The organism is Leptolyngbya sp. AN02str, assembly GCF_050565595.1.
Classification (GTDB): Bacteria; Cyanobacteriota; Cyanobacteriia; order Elainellales; family Elainellaceae; genus Kaiparowitsia.
This window is the reverse complement of the sequence record NZ_JBNXVR010000003.1, coordinates 224,733-240,949: the sequence shown is the minus strand read 5'-3', so window position 1 is coordinate 240,949 and position 16,217 is coordinate 224,733. Positions and strand designations below refer to the sequence as shown.

16 protein-coding genes are annotated in these 16,217 nt (G+C 52.5%); 6 read left to right on the top strand and 10 right to left on the bottom strand.

Features of this window, described 5'->3' with window-relative positions:
- Positions 1–160: 160 nt before the first annotated feature.
- Together ACQ4M4_RS04025 and ACQ4M4_RS04020 are read left to right on the top strand one after the other, a co-directional pair.
- On the top strand, positions 161–1,510 hold the full coding sequence (locus tag ACQ4M4_RS04025) for a hypothetical protein (protein WP_430683179.1): 1,350 nt from the start codon (positions 161–163) through the stop codon (positions 1,508–1,510).
- Positions 1,511–1,579: 69 nt separating this feature from the next.
- Positions 1,580–2,674, top strand: a complete 1,095-nt coding sequence (locus ACQ4M4_RS04020; RefSeq protein ID WP_430683178.1) for a sensor histidine kinase — start codon at positions 1,580–1,582, stop codon at positions 2,672–2,674.
- Between the two features lie 125 nt (positions 2,675–2,799).
- On the opposite strand, the gene ACQ4M4_RS04015 is transcribed toward ACQ4M4_RS04020, so the two are convergent.
- The 3 genes from ACQ4M4_RS04015 to ACQ4M4_RS04005 form a co-directional block, all read right to left on the bottom strand.
- A complete protein-coding gene (locus tag ACQ4M4_RS04015; protein WP_430683177.1) occupies positions 2,800–3,291 on the bottom strand; it encodes a restriction endonuclease in 492 nt (163 codons plus the stop codon).
- Positions 3,292–3,779: 488 nt separating this feature from the next.
- Positions 3,780–4,505: a transglycosylase SLT domain-containing protein gene (locus tag ACQ4M4_RS04010; RefSeq protein ID WP_430683176.1), complete on the bottom strand. Its 726-nt coding sequence runs from the start codon at positions 4,503–4,505 to the stop codon at positions 3,780–3,782.
- Between the two features lie 217 nt (positions 4,506–4,722).
- Positions 4,723–4,926, bottom strand: a complete 204-nt coding sequence (locus ACQ4M4_RS04005) for a hypothetical protein (RefSeq protein ID WP_430683175.1) — start codon at positions 4,924–4,926, stop codon at positions 4,723–4,725.
- Positions 4,927–5,159: 233 nt separating this feature from the next.
- Between ACQ4M4_RS04005 and ACQ4M4_RS04000 the strand changes: the two genes are divergently transcribed.
- Positions 5,160–6,017 (top strand): sulfite exporter TauE/SafE family protein, encoded by an 858-nt coding sequence (locus ACQ4M4_RS04000; RefSeq protein WP_430683174.1) that lies wholly within the window; start codon positions 5,160–5,162, stop codon positions 6,015–6,017.
- Positions 6,018–6,046: 29 nt separating this feature from the next.
- Here ACQ4M4_RS04000 and def read toward each other — a convergent pair whose 3' ends face one another.
- Both def and ACQ4M4_RS03990 read right to left on the bottom strand, forming a co-directional pair.
- Positions 6,047–6,601, bottom strand: coding sequence for a peptide deformylase (gene def / locus ACQ4M4_RS03995; protein WP_430683173.1), 555 nt, complete (start codon positions 6,599–6,601; stop codon positions 6,047–6,049).
- Between the two features lie 305 nt (positions 6,602–6,906).
- Positions 6,907–8,115 (bottom strand): HhoA/HhoB/HtrA family serine endopeptidase, encoded by a 1,209-nt coding sequence (locus ACQ4M4_RS03990; RefSeq protein WP_430683172.1) that lies wholly within the window; start codon positions 8,113–8,115, stop codon positions 6,907–6,909.
- A gap of 764 nt (positions 8,116–8,879) precedes the next feature.
- Between ACQ4M4_RS03990 and ACQ4M4_RS03985 the strand changes: the two genes are divergently transcribed.
- Positions 8,880–9,221 carry a hypothetical protein gene (locus ACQ4M4_RS03985; RefSeq protein ID WP_430683171.1) on the top strand — a complete coding sequence of 114 codons (342 nt, stop codon included), beginning with the start codon at positions 8,880–8,882 and terminating at the stop codon, positions 9,219–9,221.
- Between the two features lie 143 nt (positions 9,222–9,364).
- Here the strand turns inward: ACQ4M4_RS03985 and ACQ4M4_RS03980 are convergent, their stop codons facing one another.
- The gene (locus ACQ4M4_RS03980; protein ID WP_430683170.1) at positions 9,365–9,736 is read right to left on the bottom strand and encodes a c-type cytochrome; all 372 of its coding nucleotides are present in this window, start codon (positions 9,734–9,736) and stop codon (positions 9,365–9,367) included.
- A gap of 189 nt (positions 9,737–9,925) precedes the next feature.
- Here ACQ4M4_RS03980 and grpE point away from each other — a divergent pair, with 189 nt between their 5' ends.
- Positions 9,926–10,576, top strand: coding sequence for a nucleotide exchange factor GrpE (gene grpE / locus ACQ4M4_RS03975; protein WP_430683169.1), 651 nt, complete (start codon positions 9,926–9,928; stop codon positions 10,574–10,576).
- A gap of 155 nt (positions 10,577–10,731) precedes the next feature.
- On the opposite strand, the gene ACQ4M4_RS03970 is transcribed toward grpE, so the two are convergent.
- Positions 10,732–11,205 (bottom strand): nucleoside deaminase, encoded by a 474-nt coding sequence (locus tag ACQ4M4_RS03970; RefSeq protein ID WP_430683168.1) that lies wholly within the window; start codon positions 11,203–11,205, stop codon positions 10,732–10,734.
- A 289-nt stretch (positions 11,206–11,494) separates the two neighbouring features.
- On the opposite strand from ACQ4M4_RS03970, the gene ACQ4M4_RS03965 reads away from it, so the two are divergent.
- Entirely contained in the window at positions 11,495–12,328 is an 834-nt protein-coding gene (locus ACQ4M4_RS03965) for a dienelactone hydrolase family protein (protein ID WP_430683167.1), read from the top strand.
- Positions 12,329–12,687: 359 nt separating this feature from the next.
- Here the strand turns inward: ACQ4M4_RS03965 and ribD are convergent, their stop codons facing one another.
- The 3 genes from ribD to ACQ4M4_RS03950 all read right to left on the bottom strand — a co-directional run bounded on the left by ribD (position 12,688) and on the right by ACQ4M4_RS03950 (position 16,118).
- The gene (ribD, locus tag ACQ4M4_RS03960; protein WP_430683166.1) at positions 12,688–13,797 is read right to left on the bottom strand and encodes a bifunctional diaminohydroxyphosphoribosylaminopyrimidine deaminase/5-amino-6-(5-phosphoribosylamino)uracil reductase RibD; all 1,110 of its coding nucleotides are present in this window, start codon (positions 13,795–13,797) and stop codon (positions 12,688–12,690) included.
- Between the two features lie 71 nt (positions 13,798–13,868).
- Positions 13,869–14,852: a M48 family metallopeptidase gene (locus ACQ4M4_RS03955; protein WP_430683165.1), complete on the bottom strand. Its 984-nt coding sequence runs from the start codon at positions 14,850–14,852 to the stop codon at positions 13,869–13,871.
- 297 nt (positions 14,853–15,149) lie between these two features.
- The gene (locus ACQ4M4_RS03950; protein ID WP_430683164.1) at positions 15,150–16,118 is read right to left on the bottom strand and encodes a methylenetetrahydrofolate reductase; all 969 of its coding nucleotides are present in this window, start codon (positions 16,116–16,118) and stop codon (positions 15,150–15,152) included.
- Positions 16,119–16,217 lie beyond the last annotated feature (99 nt).

Genomic DNA, 16,217 nt, shown 5'->3' with positions numbered 1-16,217 from the left:
TTTACTGAATTAAATTACTGCGGCAAACTAAGCAAATTTTCAGAGTGCATTGTGCAGTGAGTTTTTATCAGCGATGGGTGTTGTGCACCCCGTCAAATCCTCAAAGTCAATTCTTTCGTACGCCCCACACTTGTGATTAATAGGCAGGAGTTCTTGAACTATGCGCCGTCGTGCAGCCCTTGAGTTAGAGTCACCCGTATCTGCATCGCTACACCCTATGGTGCAGTCGACCCTTGGCTGCATGGATGCTGGGTTGGATGAAGAACTAGCCCGGTATCGGCGATCGCGCAGAGTTGCCCAGCTTCAGGAGCGCTCTGGCTTGGATCCTGCTTCCAAGAGCTACACAATTTCGCTCAATCCAAATCCCACCCGGTTTAAGGGAGAATCAACCGCATCCTCGCTGCATTTGCCCATGGTTCCAGCAAGTGGCATGGGAGATGATACGGCCCCGCCCATTGCCGTACAGGGCTTTACCGCCGAAACCGTAAGCCAACCTAAGGCAAAAGCTGTCGGCATCTCCTCCCTTCCTGACAACGAAGACCCCAGCGAATATCTAGAATCCTCTGAGCAGCTGCTCCGCAGCCTAAACCACGATGAACCTCGGCTTCGTCGCCCTCAACCCAGCATGCTATCAACCCTTATCACCCCTCTAGGCTTGGGTTCTATGATGCTGCTGCTGTTGACCAGCGTCACCTTTGGCTATGTGCTCATGAACCCAGCCACCCTTGCCGGGTTGAATTGGTTCCGAGCGGGCACATCGGAAGAAGCCACCGACCCCACAAGTTTGGACGAGACAGCTACCACTACCCAGCCCCAACCTCCAGGCTTAGGGCCAAACCTCTCTTCTCAAGAATTTCAAGATGTGAATTTGGGCACGTTAAGTACCCTGCCTGATCAAGATGGCGTTCGTCCTGGGTCTCCTTTGGCATCTCCGGGACAGCGGCCTGAAAGTGCAGGTACATCGGCAACTGGCTCTACATCCACCACACCAGAGCGCACCATTACCCGCATTGGCACCGAGGCAGAGCTGTCAACCGTTGAGCAGTTGGCTAATGGGCAGCGTCGGCCTGGAACACCCCCTGCAGCAGAATCTAACAATTCGTCTTCTCAGCAAGAGGTCGAAACTCCCCGTCCGCGCGCCAGCACCGCTCCGGCAACTCCTGCATCGCCAAGAACGAGCCCAGCTCCGGCTCCAGCGGCTTCGGCTCCGGCAGCGCGTCCTGCGGCACCCTCTCCAGCACCTGTCGCAGCATCTCCGGCTCCAGCAGCGTCTGCCCCTGCCTCTAGCCGCTCGAACAGCTCTGACCCGTACTACTATGTGGTAACCGACTATACGAGCGATCGCGCCCTGGATAATGCCCGTGACGTTGTGCCCGATGCCTTTGTGCGTAACGGCTCATCGGGGGCGTTGGTTCAGTTTGGCGCATTTACCGAATCAACCCGAGCCGAAACGTTGGTGCGAGAGCTACAACAGCAAGGAATTTCAGCACGGGTGTACAAGGCCGATTAAGCGTGTGAGGCTAATAATGGGAGAAGGAGTTTCCGGCTCTCATACTTCCTCACCCGATAGGGGGCCACTATGGCAAAGCTGGGGCTGCGATCGCGCCTATTTTTGTCTCACGTCACCGTCATGATTGTGGGACTGATGACCTTGACCGCCATCAGCAAATTTTCTGCACCCCGTTATTTTGTGGTGTACCTCGAAAATATTGAGGTTCGCGGCTTTAGCATGCGGCAGGTGCGCACCGAACTTGTGCGTGGGTTTGAGTTTGCCTGGAGTCGAGGAGCGTTGTGGTCAATGGTGATGGGCGCAACTGCCGCAGGTGGCCTCAGCTATTTGGTCTCCAAACGGATTGTGCAACCGCTCATTCAAATGGAGGAGATCACCCAAAACTTTGCCGCAGGCCACATGGAAGAGCGGGTGCCAACCAGTGAAATTCCCGAACTGAACCAATTGGCGTCTAGCTTTAACCGCATGGCCGCAGAGCTAAAAGGCGTGGAACTGCGGCGACGAGACCTCATGACCGACCTAACTCACGAACTCCGGACTCCTCTCACCATTGTGGAGGGGTACCTGGAAGGGTTGGCCGATAACACAATTGAGCCTTCTAGCGAGATCTACCACTTGCTTCTCAAAGAGGCAAACCGAATGAGGCGGTTGGTTAACGACCTGCAGGAACTCTCTAAAATTGAGGCAGGATACCTACCTATCGATGCCCACCCCACAGACCTGCAATCGGTCTTGACTTCGGTTGTGGAACGCTTCTCCGATCAACTAATTAATACAGACAATCTGGCGATCGCCCTCAAGTATCCGCCAGGTCTACCTTTAGTTTTGGCCGATGCAGGGCGAGTTGAGCAAATTTTGGTCAACCTCATGAGCAACGCCCTACGCTACACCGCCACAGGCACGGTTATCGTGAGTGCGTATCAAGTCGATAAGTGGGTATGGGTTTCGGTCTCCGATACGGGCTCGGGCATTGCCCCCGAAGATTTACCACAGATTTTTGAGCGGTTTTGGCGCGCCGACCGATCGCGCGATCGCCACTCAGGCGGTACTGGAGTTGGGCTCGCCATTTGCCGTCGATTGGTAGAACTGCAAGGCGGCACCATCGAGGTCGAAAGCGAACTTGGCGTTGGCAGTACTTTTCGCTTTAGCCTACCCACTGCTTAGCTTGATGTCATCAAAACTGCGAGTGATGAGTGTCGATCCCAGTCAGCGGATGTTAACAGCCTGAAACTCAATACCAGAGGCGTTCGTTAGCCCACTGCACTGGGCTTAGTCTACTCAGGTTAAAATTACAGACTGTCTGTCAACTCTGCTTTAAATAACTCATGACAGTCAGTAACGAGCTGCCCGTCACAAGTCATTCCATAACCAGTCCCAAGAAAAGAAACACCAGCATAAGCAATACTTGTTGCAGTTAAACCGCCAATAACATCCTGATCTTCAAGTAAATTATTAGATGTTGTGCGAGCTTCCAAGCTAATAATTGGAGTATTTTCTGGAATCCATCGCCATAAACCAATACCCTCTGAGCGTGCAAACTGCAATGCACTTTCATCAAAACCTGAAGGTGTTATCAATGTTCCCTTTGTTCGATTAGCTCCAATTTGGTTGAGCTTTGCATGAAATTCTTCTACATCATCTACAGGAACCTTTTTAGTGTAATTCTTGCACTCCCAAACCCAGATTAGGTATGGAATAGTTGCACCCTTACGAAAAACTTCAATAGATACATCGAATTTAATATTCTTTCTTTCGAGCCGAGGAATAATATCGCGGTTCATGCTTAACTTCAGCTTGTGCTGGAACTATACTTAAATCACCAGCATTGAGCAAAGTTACAACAAGATTGAGTACCTTCCGTTCGTATACAAGCCCTTTGCCCATTTCAACCAATACTCTTAAATTAATAATTTAGCTATCAACTCTAAACAAATAGCCTCAAATTTACTACCCTCATCAAGGACGAGCAAGCTAATATCAAGTCGGGTTAATCACCCATGATATGGATAGCCTTGCAATATCCCAAAAGCTTTGTTTGGCAAGAATTGTGCAACAACTCTTACTGTGGCCATTTTCCAAGACTTGATATAACGCTCTTCTGTCACTTTTGCTGGAGCAAACTCTGAAACCCGCTTGTGGCTCGATCGAACTCAAAGCGCTACAAATGATGGGTAATGTTAGGAAGGCAAGCTCAAAGGCCCGCAGGATGTGCGTTTGCAGATTTCGCTGAGTTTTTTTCACTCCCAGAGCGACAGAAGAGCGATAACTCCTACATAGTGAACACAGGTAGCCACTTCTTAGTATCCACGGCAACGTTGCGCGTATAGGACGAGCGGAACTTTGGGTTGCCCGCATTGTAGATACCCGCAGCCGACTCATATTCTCCTTTCTCAATCAGCGGAATCATGCGATTCATTTGAAAGAAGGCAGCTTTGGCGCGGAGTCCCTTGTAAGGATCGAACATCAGCTTGGGCTGGCCCACAAAGTCAATTCCCGTCAGTTTACCAACGGCCCGGTAATTGTCCTTCCAGGTAATTTGAGCCAAACCCGCCCCTGGAAATCCCGTTTTAGCAGCGCGATCGGTCGTATTCACCGCCCGTGGATTCCAACTCGACTCGCGCGAAATCGTTGCCGCCGCATAGGCCAATACCCGACCATCCACAATACCCTGATCGTGAAACGCTTGCACTAGCACCGTTAAATGGGGTTTGGAAGCAGGTTTCCATGGGTCTGGAACTAGAGCAAAGTTCACCTTAGGAGACGAAGTGTGCGGTGGTGCAGGCGGCGGCGAAGGCGGCAAAGCTGCTGTTGGCTCGTCGGGGCAACTGAGCGCTACAACGATGCCTGTCGGTGGATCGGGACTTTTGAACCAGCTAATGGGGAGCTGGAGCGATCGCTCGTGGGGTTTGTCGCGAGGATCTAGATCCACCTTATTCAAAAACTGGCTGCCCTCCATTAGGTAGAGCGCTTTAGACGTTAGCTTAAGCCACGGCATTGAGGGATCTCCAAAATATGGGTACGGGGCAAAAACAACTGCGGCAAAATCATGCAGTCAGCACTCCACAAGCCACACAAGCCGCTGAAGCACGACAGCCCAACCATCCACCACCATGAGCGACTGGTTAGCCCTGAAGACCGTCAGCCCCGTCAAGCAGGCCGAAAATGTCACAGTCTTGGGATGTTCAAATACAGGATGACGTTGAACTTTAGGCTTAAACGACCTCGGCCATACTAGGCTCTAGCACAATCGTCATGGCACCTGGGTCATCGTTGCCATCAAACCACTGAAACGGAACCTTGAGACGATATTCCGAAGCGTTAGCATTATGCACTTCTAGCGGAACCTGATCCAGCTCCTGTCCGCCATCCATCAAATACAGCACTTTCTTCTGCATATCGAGTCGGAGCCATGCCATGTTTGCACCCAAGAGAGAATTTTTTAGTACTGAACTAATAGCATTTTGAGCTGAGATTTGACAGGCCAATCCACATCATTTAAGGTTTTTGTCTTGGTTAGGTTCAAGCCTGAAAGATGCTGAGCCCCCTTGTTTATGAAGCAAGCTGATATGAAGCAAGCTGATATGCGTTGGGCTTGAAGCCGAGTTGCATTGGCCTAACCCACTGGAGAAGCACATTTTGGAGCGCACGAATGTTAGAAACACCCTTAGGCTGGGTTTTGCTGTTGTTGGTTGGAGTGGTAACGGGTACGCTGGCGGGGCTGTTGGGCATTGGTGGCGGGCTCATGATGGTGCCTGTCCTCACGCTGTTTAACGTGCCGCTGGTTCAGGCAACAGCAACCAGCCTGGTAGGTGTGTTTCTGAGTGCTGTGTCGGGTAGTGTGCGCAACTTGCGAGCTGGTGAGCTAAATTGGCGCATCTCGCTGCTGCTGGCGGTGTTTGGCATGGTTACTGCACAGGTTGGTGCTTGGATTGGCGATCGCATTTCGGAAGCGTGGCTATCGCTCTCCTTTGCACTGCTGCTGGTGATCACGATTTACCTCATGGACTTGAAGCGTCGGCTGGTAAAACAGCAGCTGCGAGCTGACATGACGACAGTCGTTGTACCTCCAGTGGCGATCGCCCCAGAAGATGAAGCAGCTCCAACGACATCCCCATCGACTGCAACATCCGAGCAACCAGCCCTGTTACCCATTGCCCAAATTGGCCTATTGGCTGGGGTATTGTCGGGCTTGTTTGGAGTTGGTGGCGGGGTCGTCATGGTGCCTCTGCAAATGTTGATGCTAGGCGAAGACATCAAATCGGCAGTGCGGACAAGTTTGGGTGCAATTGTGGCGATCGCCGTTTCTGGCCTAGCCCAGCACGCATGGAATGGTAACGTGCTGTGGATTCCTGGCATTTGCCTGGGTTTGGGCGGTATTTTGGGCGCTCAGTTTGGCACGCGCCTACTGCCCAAGCTCCCCGATCAAACCATCAACCTCATGTTTCGCCTATTTTTAGTGGGGCTTTCGGTGTACATGACCATTCGCGGCCTCGACCGCCTGTTCTAGCCCCCAGTGGCACAGGTCATGATGGGTCACTACTGGGCTGGGCTGACCGATTGCTGAGCCAACACACGAGTGAAATATTCCTGCTCGTCGATCAGATCGTGCTGCGTTTCAACGCGATCGACAAACACCAACCCATTGAGATGATCGAATTCGTGTTGGAAAATCCGCGCGACAAAATCATGGAATTCTTGGGTAACGCGATCGCCCTCTACGGTGGTGTATTCCACTTCAACCGAGGTGTACCGAGGCACCAACCCACGCACTCCCGGAACGCTAAGGCAGCCCTCCCAATCGCGCACCACGTCATCGCTATGGCGTACCACCTCTGGGTTAATCAGGGCGATCGGCTGTATCTGGGGCGCATGGGGATATCGAGCATTTGGACGAGAAGCCACCACCACCACCCGGTAAGAATGCCCAACCTGCGGTGCAGCAATGCCTACACCATTCGAGGCTTGTAACGTGACCAGCAACTCATTCACAAGCGATCGCACCCACGCATCTTGCCCATGGGGCACAGGGGCAGCAATCTGACGCAACACAGAATGGCCAAGCTGAGCAATCGGAAGTGGTTGAGTCATCATGTATGGCTTCTGAAACAAACGTGAGTGAAAAGAATAAGCGATGAAAAAATTGGGAGACTCAAGCCTTCAGCTTGATATCTCCCAATCTTAACGAGCAATTGATGCAGGTTAAACCCGTTGCAGGATGCACCTTCTCGGAACGAAGGTGCGGAGGGCAACCGTTAGAGCGCGCCATCAGTTTAAGCATCAAACCCCTGTCACACCCAAGGTTTTGCACCCGCTCTCATCAACTTATTCACGAAGCTAAGGGTCGTCTCCATGGGTTCAAGGGTGTATCTAGCTTTCAAATGGCATGGATGACAGCCCTAGTTCTGAGCTTGAGTGGGCAAGGGTTCTGGCCGAACCGACAAGCTAACTGTTTCGCCACTGCGGCGCAGTTCTACGGGCAGCGCATTGCCAATTTCGCTGCTCTCAACAATTTGCTGAACCTGCTCAGAAGAGGTGACTTTGCGATCGCCCAGTTGCACAATCACATCGCCTGTGCGGAAGCCAGCCTTCGCCGCCGGAGAGTCGGGCAACACCTCGACTACCAGCACGCCTTCATCCTCCTGCACACTAATTCGTGTATTGTTGCTACGACGCAGGTTTTCCTTAAGCTCGGGGGTAATGGTAGCCATCCGAACTCCCAAATAGGGATGCTCAACCCGGCCCGTTGCAATTAGCTCATCGGCAATTCGCTTCGCTGTATTAATCGGAATTGCAAAGCCCAAGCCCTGAGCATTGGCCCGAATAGCCGTATTCACCCCAATGACCTGACCACGCTCGTTGAGCAAGGGGCCACCCGAGTTACCCGGATTAATGGCCGCATCCGTTTGAATAAAGCTGGCCCGCTGGTCGGGAATGCCCACCTGGGCACTGCTGCGGCCTGTCGCGCTCACAATTCCAGCGGTCACGGTGTTATCCAACCCTAGGGGATTCCCAATGGCGATCGCCCATTCCCCAGGCCGCAGAGAATCGGAGTCTGCCAGGGTTACCGAGGGTAGGTCTTCTGCCTGAATGCGAACCACAGCCACATCAGTAAAGCGATCTTCACCCAGCACTTCGCCATCAAAGGTTCGGCCATCGCGCAGGGCGACAGTCACCCGATCGGCTCCATCTATCACATGGGCATTCGTAACGATCAGGCCGCTGGAATCAATGATGAACCCTGAACCTACGCCTCGCTCAACCCGAGACGATGGCCCTGGAGCAGGCACGCTATCTCCAAAAAAGCGCCGGAAAAATGGGTCGTTGAACATTTCGGGCACTTGCGTTGTGACCGTGCGGGATGCATTGATGCGAACCACCGCTGGCCCTACCTGCTCAACAGCTTGGGCAATAAAGTTAGGGTTGCTGGCCGAAAACAAAGCTCCCGTGGAGCCGCCCGCCGGCAACTGACTCACCGTTTGGGGCTGCGGCGAAGAAACAGCTTGCACATTGAGCAGGCGATCGCCCGCAACAAAGGAGCCAGCACCCAACAAAAACAGCGATAGATAAACCAGAGGTTGCTTGAAGGAAGATTGTTGATTAGTCATGTGCAATAGAATGCGATCGCAACAACGATGAAAAAAACGGAAGAACCGATGAGATGCAGCTAGACACAAATAGATACTTGTAGATACTTGGTGGATTTGGCCATATTGCTGGCGTTGGAGGTGTTCTTTGCCACCATCAATACTCAGTAGACCTAGTTCGTAGTTGTCTAGCTTTCAAGATTGAAAAGGCCACGCCTGAGTTCCACTTACTCTTTAGATGATACCTAATCTAGAAAGCTGATGTGTCGGACGGGTGGCGATCGCATCTCGGGTCTATGTATTCTCAACATTTCTCTCAGCGCTTGACCCAGCACCCCAATTTTTTTCGTCCTGTCGCCCAATATCTACTTTAAGAGGGATGCGATCGCCCGATCCAATTCTGTATCAGTAACTTACTGATCATTTATTTTGCTCGTCGTAAAACCAAAGCTACGGAGAAACGTCCCCTTTTGGCCGAGGATGTTGTCCAGAGCCAATAGCACAATCCAAGGGGCCAGCGCCCAAATGACACAGCATTGACATTCGAGCGTCACACATCACTCCCAAGTCTTTGTCCGAGCGGGCAATTTTTAGGTCAATTCAACACGCTTTTCCTTTTCTACCTTTCCTATTCAAACGCTGAAAGTGGCGCACTGCCATCGTTACAAAGACGCATGAATTGGAGTGATGGAAATGATAATTGGTGTGCCGAGTTTGTCATGCCAAGTACATCTATTCAACATTGAAATGACAAACCAAGTTGATATTGTATTTCTCACAGGTGAATGAATGCTGTAGAGGAGTTTGCAACCTCAATCCAGGCAGTGCTTGGATATCACCCCGAGGTTGCAGCCCCTCTTTTCTCTGTAAAGGCTGAACATGCTGATGTTGCGTTCATCCACTGGGGTGCCAAACCTTCAAGAAATATCAACATTCCAGCGCGTTCATCTCAAGAGTTTGTCCGCCGTGTCAACCAACGTGGGCCTCGCTTCAGTCAAGCTTTTGACACGTTTGTTCAACGCGCAGTTACAGCTCAACAATGCAAATTCAACGATATAAGTTTCTTTCAACCAAAAGGTATGCAGTTTTTCTCCTTTTGGCATCGTATTCAACAGTCACCTGACTGAACCGAACTAGGCCGTTTAGCGGATTTTCATCAATCGTTTTGTAAGCTTAAACGTACCCAAGCCAAACCCATCCATTCCTTCGTTCCAATAAACAAAAAAACGATTAAAGCCGTGCAATAATTTAGCCGGAATCGGCCAAAGTTTTACGATTTGGGCCAATTGCTGGCAGCTTGATCTAATACATAAGCCGCAACCGCTTCAATCTCTTCCTGAGTTAACCGATCGGCATAGGCCGACATGTTTCCTTTGCCATAAGTGACCAGTTGGGCGATCGCATCTACCGTGTCATAGCCATGGCGCTCTAGCGTTTTTTGCTTTAAGTTTTTGCCGCGCCGTACAATATTGCCACCATGGATATGGCAACCAGCACAGTGCGCCTCAAACACATGCGCCCCCGTCTGTAAACCCACTGGTAAGTCTGCTGGCAAATCCTCAGCCTGCACTGCGTTCACTGCCGAAAGCCACAGGAACAGCCCTACCACCCATGCCAATACCAATCGCATCATTGCTTTCATGAATCGTCGCAAACCTTTGATAATAAAATTTTAGAGCTGCTGCATTGTTGAGCGGTCTAATGAGCACTGTAAACGATGTAAAGGTTCGATGACACAGCCCCAAATACGGCTTTTGGGCATGGGCAAGGCTATACCAACTTTTCCTTTTTTCCTTCATTCACATTTCTGACTGATCCGCAGATTGAACTCATGACTCAACCCAACTATGCAGGTCGGTTGCGATCGCTCATGGAACAGGCTGGCATTTCCAGTCGGCGATCGCTTGCACAGGTTGCCCAAGTGAGTGAGTGGCAGGTGCGTCAATTAGCCCAGGGCAAAGCTGCCACAATGCGAGTTGAGTCGTTGCATCGCATTAGCCAAGCACTCCGCGTTGCTGTAGCAACCCTAATTCAGCAATTTGCTGAGCTGGAAGAGACGACTGTCTCTAGCAACACCCAAAGCACCGACAGCCACATCACCGCACTCCAGCAAGAATATCAACGGTTACAAACTCAGCTCGCGGAACAACGGCTGACCAATCAGCAGGAATTTCAGCAAGCGGCTTTGCAGATTTTGGAACCGCTCATGACCTACTTGCCCACGGCCTTGTACCGGGCTCAGCAAGACCCAAATCTTGCCGCAACGAAGCTAGTTCCGCTGCTGCGACCGATCGATCAACTGTTGGCTAGCTGGGGAATTGAGGCGATCGCCCCTGTGGGGGAAGAGCTACCCTACAATCCCCAACAGCACGAACTGCTGCGAGGTAGCGCAAATCCTGGCGATCGCGTCCGCGTCAGCAATGCTGGATACCAGCAAGGCGAAAAGCTGCTGTATCGAGCCAAGGTTAGCCCCATGAGCTAGCTCCCATAGGACTTACTTACGCACTGCACCGAAAAACGAAGGGGTTGACTGATGTTTGGAGCGCTAAGCGCTCCAAACATCAGTCAACTGTGTAAATCCTGTCCCAATCAGCGCATTTGGGTGATTGATCCAAACCTGCCAACGCTCAAATGCCATTAATCCCAGAAGCCAGCGTGGGGCTGCTCGGCTTCTTCCTCCATCATGGGGCCTACAACCTTCACAGCATGCTGACCACGAGCAAACACCTCTCGGCAGGGAAGCGTGAGCGTGGGGTTACTGGAATTGGCTCCGGTCATGTGAATCAGACTGCTTTCACTCAGCCCGAACACAACTTGGCGAATGTTACTCCAGTAAATCGCACCCGAGCACATCGCACAGGGCTCGGTGCTGGCATACAACGTGCAGGTGGCCAAAAAGTCGCGATCGTACTGCTTGGTGGCACGGCGCACCAGATTTGTTTCGGCATGGCCCGTTGCATCACGCTCCGTGTTGACGGTGTTTTCGGCCTCTAGCAAAATGTTGCCATCCGCATCGGCCAGTAACGATCCAAAGGGATGGTTGCCATGGTCACGCGCCTGTTGAGATAGGGCGATCGCACGCTGCATCAATTGAGTATCCCGGTCGGTCATATAGTTTTATCCTTTGGCAATCATCTAGTTCAATTCATGATCAAGCGTACCGATGTGCGTGTAAACGTTAAATCTACGGCGAGAGAGATAATTTCGGCATGGTTACCAAACGGAAATCTACTCTGGGAGGGATGACCGATCTTTACATTTCTTCATGTAATTTAAAGCATAGGACTTACGCAGTTGACGGATGGTTGGAGCGCTAAGCGCTCCAACCATCCGTCAACCCCCTGTTTTTCGAGTGAAGTCCGTAAGTCCTCAAGTAAAACGTTTGTGGAGGAGTCCATTGATGGCGATCAATCGGTTTGGACGGCGGGAGCTTATTGCTGGCACATTGGCCGCAGGGTTTGCCATGGCTGTGCGTCCCATTGCCGCAGCAACCATTACAACGAGCGCCGATGGGCTCATGGCTGGCGAGGTGCGTATTCCCGTTGCCGATGGCGAGATCCCGGCCTATCGGGCCATGCCTGCATCGGGCAGCAGCTTCCCAGTTGTGTTGGTCATTCAAGAAATTTTTGGGGTGCACGAGCACATTCAAGATGTGTGCCGTCGCTTTGCCAGCCTGGGCTATATGGCGATCGCCCCCGAAATGTTCTATCGCCAGGGAGACGTGTCTCAACTCTCTAGCATTGATGAAATTCGCCCAATTGTTGCCCAGGTACCCGACACTCAAGTGATGTCTGACCTGGATGCAGCCGTGCTTTGGGCCAAGGCCAACGGCGGAGACACCGAACGTTTGGGCATCACCGGGTTTTGCTGGGGAGGCCGCATCACCTGGCTTTATACCGCGCACAATCCTGCGGTGAAAGCGGGTGTGGCCTGGTATGGTCGCCTAGTGGGGGATGCAACCCCTTTACAGCCTGTTTACCCGGTTGATATCGCGATGCATCTTAAAGCTCCGGTGTTGGGCCTGTATGGAGGAATGGACGATGGCATTCCCCTGTCTACAGTTGAGCAAATGGAAACTGCGATCGCCGAAGCTGATGGTGCTTCCGAGTTTGTGATCTATCCCGATGCGCCCCACGCATTCCATGCTGACTATCGCCCCAGCTACCGCGAAGAAGCCGCCAAAGATGGATGGGAACGTTTGCAAGCCTGGTTCCGCCAAAACGGAGTCGCCTAACTCCCATCCGTTTCGGTTCAGGGCTTTTTAGCTGATCCAAGACCACGTTGATGCCACAACCCAAGACCTCAGCCTGCCTTTGTGCAGCCCAAGTCGTTACACAGACAGATTGTTAGGACTTACGCATTTGTGTTGTGAATGGAGTGCGAAGCATCCCATTCACAACACAAACACACCAGATTTAGTGGACTTGTGGAAGCCCTAACTTTAATAAAAGGCGGAGCAAAGAGGCAGGTTAGAGTCCTGCAGATGGAGCGTGAACAGTAAATTTTGCTGCGCTGTTTCTGCGGAAGAGTGGAAATGGCGCATTTTTTAAGAAGGGGCACTTTCAATCAGCCGCCTTGCAAAACTTGGCTAGGCTATTCGGCATCCGTCTTCCAGGTGGGCTGGTGCAGGTAGCCTTCGATCAGCAAGTCGGTCGCCACCGATCGCCACGATACCTGTTCCAATTGCAAAGCGTCCGTCATTTTGGCAAACCCCAAATCACCAACGGGAGACGGGGCCATCGCTCCACCAATAATTTTGGGCGCAACAAAGGCCATCACTTTTTGCACACATCCATCGGCGATCGCCCGTGCCGCCAGAGTGCCGCCACATTCCCACAACACCGACAGACAACCCCGACCATATAAATGGGCGATCGCCAGCGCAGGCGTTAGCTCTGGCAGTTCCACCACCTCAACCCCGTGCGATCGCAGCTTGTCCTGCACTGTGGGTTGGGTTCCCGCCACGGTAAACACCAGCGTGGGCACATCCGTCACATTCCACAAATGGGCTTCCAGGGGTAAATCCAGGCTGCGGCTCATCACCACTCGTAGGGGATTGTGGCCTGCCCCATGGCTCGTCAACTGGGGATTGTCGCGGCGCACGGTATTTCCCCCCACAATCACCGCATCCACCCCAGCCCGCACCTCATGCACCACTCGCCGCGAATCGGGCGTGGTGACCCAGGCACTATGGCCCGTAGTGGCGGCAATTTTGCCATCCAGCGTCATCGCATATTTCAAAATGCCCAGCGGCCTTCGATGCTCCATGCGATAGACAAAGGCTTCGTTGAGCTGTTGGCACGCCGCGGCTTCTACCCCCACGGTCACGGCAATTCCCGCTGCTTCCAACGTGGCAATGCCACCACCCGCCACTTTGGGATTGGGGTCAACCATGCCCACCACCACGCGCGACACGCCAGCCTCTACCAATGTTTTGGAGCAGGGTGGTGTGCGTCCGTAGTGATTGCAAGGCTCCAAATTAACGTAGACGGTGGCCCCTTCAGCGCGATCGCCCGCCGCCCGTAGAGCAAACACCTCGGCATGGGGTTCGCCCGCCTTGGGGTGAAAACCCTCGCCCACCACTTCGCCATGCTGCACCACAACCGCCCCTACCATCGGATTAGGAGCTGTGTAGCCTCGCGCCTGTTTGGCCAACTCCAGACAGCGTCTCATCATGGCTCGGTCAAAGTCTGGGTTGGGCATAGCGGTCAACGGTGAAGGCAAGTGGCAAAGGTTCAGGTTGTGCGTTTCAGAACATATTTTGGGAAACCGACCTAGAGATTGTTGCGCGATCGCTTGATGCGGTCAATCTCGCGCTGGAGATCTTCCATCTCCCGCCGCAGGCGTTCCACATCGGTTTCCTGCGGCTCGTCGGCAGAAGTCGCATCCACATGAACTGCACCCGCGCCCGTGCGAGGATAATTCCCAGCTTTGATTTGGCGAAACTCGTCGGAGTTGGCCCACGCTTGCAAAAAGCTAACCCGCTCTACCGTAAAGGGGTGGGTTTGAAACACACCTGATGACAGGTTGTTGTATAGGAAAAACTTGTAGACCTGGTTCATGCCATCTTGATCCAGATCTTGATAGCGCTGCGATTGGCGAATAAACTCTTGCAAACTCATTTCGTGGGCATAGCGGGTGCTGCCCCCGGCCAAGTGCATCATGTTTTGCAGCACGGGGTCTAGCTCATCCATCACCAGCAAAGCAGCGCGATCGGCAGAAAGTTCGGCCTTTCGCAGCCATTCGTAAAAGGCCAAAATCATGCCTGTGCTCACCAGCATACTCAGGCCAAAGGTCATTTCTGCCAGCCCCGAAGCAACGCTAATTGCCCAGGTGGCCATTTGCGATAGGGTATTGTGGCCACATTTGAGATGGCCCAACTCATGCGCCATGACAGCTCGCAGCTCGCGATCGCCACTCATATCCAGCAGCCCCGTACTTAGCACCACCGAAGGCCGATCTTGACCAATGGCATAGGCATTCACAACCGGGGTTTGCGAGACAAACAACGAAGGCTCTGGTGAAATATCCAAATCCTGCAAACACTGCCGAAAAATTTGGTAGATCGACGAGTATTGGCGCGGCCCCACTTCAATGCTGTTGCCCATCAAAAACACGTAGCGGGGGCGCTCAGACGTGAACTCCACAAAGCGGCGAGCCACCAGATCAAACCCTGGCACACTGCGCAGCGCCTGTTCGGCCTGCGCATCCAGCGGATGGCGAAACGCATCAGCAGAAATTCCAGGATAGGATGGCATAGAAGCAAGGGGGCTAAAGAACAGAACAGCGAACACAAGAGTTCCTGCTCTTTTTATTTTTAGCCTGGATTAGTATTTTTAGTCTGGATTAACGCCAGTTTCGGTTAAGAGCTTTTCTGAGGTTTGTGCGACGCGCAAACCTCAGAAGTGCCTATTTTTGCGTGTGCGTCGCGCACGCAAAAATAGGCACTTCAGCTTATTCAAAACTCAGGTTGGATTAGATTTTCTGCACGCATGACTTTTTTGCAGGATGAATCATCCTGATTCAGGCAAAGCATCTCAGACGATTTAGCAACTTTATTGTTGCGTCTGGATAACGCGTTGTGCCGATGCTGGAACCGTTTGGCTTTGGAGAGTAGAGAAGCCTGCTTTTTGCAAAATTTGGGGAATGAGATCTTCGCGCTTTACCGCCATTAGATGCACTCCCTGGCACAGTTGGCGCGCCATGGTTACTTGCTCAGCAGCGATCGCAACACCCTCTTCCAACGGGTTTTCGGCGGCCGCCAGTCGATCAATCACCTGCTGCGAAATCTGCACTCCTGGCACATTTTTGTTGATGAACTGAGCATTTTTAGCCGACTTCAGCAAAAAGATGCCTGCCAGCACAGGCTTATTGCAGCCTGCCGCAATCTGATCCATAAACTTTTCCAGCCGATCAAAATCACAAATAAGCTGACTTTGAAAGAACTGCGCTCCTGCTTCTAGCTTGCGCTCAAACCGCTTTTGCAAGCCCGACCAACTGGGTGATTGGGGATCAATCGCCGCTCCGGGAAATAGCGACGTTGGGCAATCAGGCAAGGGGTTATCGTTAAAATCGAGCCCTCGGTTCAGTTTGTTGATCAGCCGCAACAGCCGCACCGATTCCAAATCAAACACAGGTTTTGCATCTTTATGGTCTCCTGCAACAACGGGGTCTCCCGTCAAGGCCAACACGTTGCGCAAGCCTAGCGCCTGTGCTCCCATCAAGTCAGCCTGGAGGCCAATCCGGTTGCGATCGCGACACGCCAACTGAAACACAGGCTCAATGCCGTTTTGCTGCAACAGCACCGACGCCGCCAGAGACGACATGCGCAACACCGCACGGCTGCTATCGGTTACATTCACCGCATGCACCCAGTCGCGCAGTTGAGTCCCCATATCCAACATATGGGCTGGGTCACCCCCCTTGGGGGGCATCACCTCAGCGGTAATCAAAAATTCTCCCGCTTGGGCGGCAGCCTGTAGCCGCGATACCGAATGGGAAGATGGAAGAGACGAGTTAACCATGCCAACCGCAGCCATGTGCGCGTAAAGTTCGAATCTACGAATCTAATAGAATACCAGTCTGCGCACAGCAACCGCGAGGCTCGTTCGAGGGAACCCGAT

Excerpts from the sequence above, each read along its gene's own strand:
- def (WP_430683173.1), bottom strand. The coding sequence starts at position 6,601 with ATGATGACTCAACCACTTCCGATTGCTCAGCTTGGCCATTCTGTGTTG.
- ACQ4M4_RS04025 (WP_430683179.1), top strand. The coding sequence starts at position 161 with ATGCGCCGTCGTGCAGCCCTTGAGTTAGAGTCACCCGTATCTGCATCG.
- ACQ4M4_RS04000 (WP_430683174.1), top strand. The coding sequence starts at position 5,160 with ATGTTAGAAACACCCTTAGGCTGGGTTTTGCTGTTGTTGGTTGGAGTG.
- ACQ4M4_RS04015 (WP_430683177.1), bottom strand. The coding sequence starts at position 3,291 with ATGAACCGCGATATTATTCCTCGGCTCGAAAGAAAGAATATTAAATTC.
- ACQ4M4_RS03970 (WP_430683168.1), bottom strand. The coding sequence starts at position 11,205 with ATGACCGACCGGGATACTCAATTGATGCAGCGTGCGATCGCCCTATCT.
- ACQ4M4_RS04005 (WP_430683175.1), bottom strand. The coding sequence starts at position 4,926 with ATGGCATGGCTCCGACTCGATATGCAGAAGAAAGTGCTGTATTTGATG.
- ACQ4M4_RS04020 (WP_430683178.1), top strand. The coding sequence starts at position 1,580 with ATGGCAAAGCTGGGGCTGCGATCGCGCCTATTTTTGTCTCACGTCACC.
- ribD (WP_430683166.1), bottom strand. The coding sequence starts at position 13,797 with ATGCCCAACCCAGACTTTGACCGAGCCATGATGAGACGCTGTCTGGAG.
- grpE (WP_430683169.1), top strand. The coding sequence starts at position 9,926 with ATGACTCAACCCAACTATGCAGGTCGGTTGCGATCGCTCATGGAACAG.
- ACQ4M4_RS03980 (WP_430683170.1), bottom strand. The coding sequence starts at position 9,736 with ATGAAAGCAATGATGCGATTGGTATTGGCATGGGTGGTAGGGCTGTTC.
- ACQ4M4_RS03955 (WP_430683165.1), bottom strand. The coding sequence starts at position 14,852 with ATGCCATCCTATCCTGGAATTTCTGCTGATGCGTTTCGCCATCCGCTG.
- ACQ4M4_RS03990 (WP_430683172.1), bottom strand. The coding sequence starts at position 8,115 with ATGACTAATCAACAATCTTCCTTCAAGCAACCTCTGGTTTATCTATCG.
- ACQ4M4_RS03965 (WP_430683167.1), top strand. The coding sequence starts at position 11,495 with ATGGCGATCAATCGGTTTGGACGGCGGGAGCTTATTGCTGGCACATTG.
- ACQ4M4_RS03985 (WP_430683171.1), top strand. The coding sequence starts at position 8,880 with ATGAATGCTGTAGAGGAGTTTGCAACCTCAATCCAGGCAGTGCTTGGA.
- ACQ4M4_RS03950 (WP_430683164.1), bottom strand. The coding sequence starts at position 16,118 with ATGGTTAACTCGTCTCTTCCATCTTCCCATTCGGTATCGCGGCTACAG.
- ACQ4M4_RS04010 (WP_430683176.1), bottom strand. The coding sequence starts at position 4,505 with ATGCCGTGGCTTAAGCTAACGTCTAAAGCGCTCTACCTAATGGAGGGC.